The 2336-nt window shown below is 45.8% G+C and carries 3 protein-coding genes; all 3 read right to left on the bottom strand.

Going from position 1 to position 2336, the window contains the following annotated elements; all coding sequences use genetic code 11:
• Positions 1-142: 142 nt before the first annotated feature.
• The 3 genes from PPOP_RS24560 to PPOP_RS16090 all read right to left on the bottom strand — a co-directional run bounded on the left by PPOP_RS24560 (position 143) and on the right by PPOP_RS16090 (position 2219).
• Positions 143-826: an ATP-binding protein gene (locus PPOP_RS24560; RefSeq protein ID WP_006287691.1), complete on the bottom strand. Its 684-nt coding sequence runs from the start codon at positions 824-826 to the stop codon at positions 143-145.
• A 48-nt stretch (positions 827-874) separates the two neighbouring features.
• Positions 875-1162, bottom strand: coding sequence for a hypothetical protein (locus tag PPOP_RS22900; protein ID WP_159101850.1), 288 nt, complete (start codon positions 1160-1162; stop codon positions 875-877).
• Positions 1163-1544: 382 nt separating this feature from the next.
• Positions 1545-2219 carry a hypothetical protein gene (locus PPOP_RS16090; protein ID WP_042229343.1) on the bottom strand — a complete coding sequence of 225 codons (675 nt, stop codon included), beginning with the start codon at positions 2217-2219 and terminating at the stop codon, positions 1545-1547.
• Positions 2220-2336 lie beyond the last annotated feature (117 nt).

Below are 2336 nucleotides of genomic sequence, written 5' to 3'. Positions count from 1 at the left end.
TTCATCTCTTGTCTGCTCAATGTGATTGTCTCCTGTCCCATAGTGACATTATCTCAGAACCGTTATGGGATGACATTATCACAGAAGAACAACAGGAATTTTCGTCCGATATTGACAAAAATTGCACTACATGCCCTTGCCGTCAAGCCTCAATCCCCAGCGCCGTCGCCATATGCGTCTTGCCCGTCCCCACAGCACCCATGAGTAGCAGATTTTCTTTGCGCTTCAACCATGCCATCTCCCGCAAAAGCTCCAACGTGCTCTCCCCGGGAAACGTAATGTGCGTGTCCACGTATCCGTCAAAGGTCTTCAGGTGCGGGAATCCAGCTTGCTGCACAAGCTTCCCCAGCTTCGCCCGTCGCCGTCCTTCTCGCTCCGCCAGAAGCAGCCGTTCCACCCGTTCGTTCATCTGCTCGTCCTGGTGCTGCGTCACATACTCCACCACATGGGCCAGTCGAAGCTGTCGGCATAATTCTGCCAGATCGGTTCGCATGCGGAAGGCTTCATAGCTCGTCTCTGGTAAGGTGAGCAGCTCTCGGCGGTCAGCCTCCCAGAGGTCGGGGATTCGCTCTCCCTTGGCATAATGAGCGCGTTCCCGGTCCTGCCGAGCTTGCTCGGCAAGGGTGGCCGCCAGTTGCTCCTGACTCTGATAGGCCGGAATCGGCACTGCCCAGTTGCGCTTGGTGTAGCCGCATTTGCTTTCTACATGTCCTTTTTCATGGCCGCTGTAGGGATTACAAAACACGGCCTCCATCCGGTAATGCGCGCAGAAGCGCTGAAAGCCTTCCGTCAGTTGCCGCTCACCGTGCTTCTCTACATGCACCACCGCAGCTGACAGATTGTCAAACCAGATGCGTCGGGGAACGCCGCCTATTTACTGAAAGCTTTGCTTCATGCCTTCCAGAAAGCATTCCTGGTTTTCCGCCGGTGTGGGATACACAAAAGCCGTGTTGCTGTAAGGGAACGACACTACCAGCCGCTCGTAAGATTTAGCGCGCTCCAATTCCATTTCGCTTTTGCGTCGCTTGACGTAGGCGAGCACCGTTCGTTGTCCGCCTGCAAATGCATATTCCGTCTGCAGTCGTTGGAAGATTCGAACGCCGGTATGCCGCTGTTTGCGGGGGAGCAGCCGGTCTTCCTCCAGCCAGGTGTCGACCTCCATAAACGGGCCCATTACGGGGCTGTGGCTTTTGCCCTTTTACAATTTCCCGATCGCTTACTTCTTCTAAAATTTCCTTCTCAAATAACGATTTCATGCCCAATAAAATGTTTGGTTCTACACATTCTTCTGGAAAATTCAAAAGGTTCGCATCGTAACGAAATTCACTTTCTATACGAACGACACCATGTTCTCGTAATGTAAATAAGATAGATAAAAGTTTGGTTTCCAGTTCACTATCCACGACATCGCTCTTGCTTTTCGGCTGCCCCATACGACCATCTATGTGATACATTCTGTCACTCTTCATTCCAATCATCAACAGGGTTGAGCAAAGGGGCGTCCCCAGTCACTTCCAATGACTTGTGGAACAGCCCTTTCTACATTACTTCCGTAAATATAAACCTTCTGTTGTACATATCGTTCTAACAAAATGCTCTTGTTCCTTATCACAAATGTAAAGTACAGCGCGAAGGCTACCTATCCAAGCGATAATTCGAAGATCCGTGAAATAGATACACGTATAGATTTGATTTTTAAAACTCAAAGCCAACAAATATTCAAGCACTTTCCATTCATCAATGGTTACGATACTTTCTTTAGAATACAGTTGATTTGTTGATTGGAATTGTTCATGTTCTTGCATTTCATGCAGTAACTCAGTGTCACGAAAAATGCTACTTTCCAAATAAATCGAAGAATAAGCCCACAACTTTGATAGCACATTCAGAAATTTTTTTTCTTCCTGAAAATAAAGGGGATTTAAACCGTACTTATCATCTGGCATATAAAAAATCTCCAATTGTGGGAACTTTCCCTCTATAGGGATAGCCATTGGAAAGACATCTATACAATACATTTTTTCTTCATAAGGACTCTCTAAAGAGATAAAACGCCTATTAATACAAACTTCCTTCATAAAAAAATTACATTTGTCAATTAAAAAGGAGTTTTCATCCCAATCTTCCTCAGGAACATCTTTTTTTAATATGGATAAATCAACATTAAATACCTTGCACAAATCTTTTACTTTCTCACTATTCAGTAATTTATTTTCCAACAATTTTCCCCTCCGCAGTTAGTGAGGCAATACGCCGTGCATTTTTCCCATCTCCATTATACAACTTCCATTTATCTCCCTTATGGCCCATTTTATTACTATCCAGCTGCTCTATTA

The sequence above is a fragment of the Paenibacillus popilliae ATCC 14706 genome, assembly GCF_000315235.1.
In the GTDB taxonomy this organism is placed as follows: Bacteria; Bacillota; Bacilli; order Paenibacillales; family Paenibacillaceae; genus Paenibacillus_B; species Paenibacillus_B popilliae.
This window is presented reverse-complemented; position numbering and strand designations above follow the sequence as displayed.

Coding starts and splice junctions, on each gene's coding strand:
- PPOP_RS22900 (WP_159101850.1), bottom strand. CDS start 1,162: ATGGAGGTCGACACCTGGCTGGAGGAAGACCGGCTGCTCCCCCGCAAA.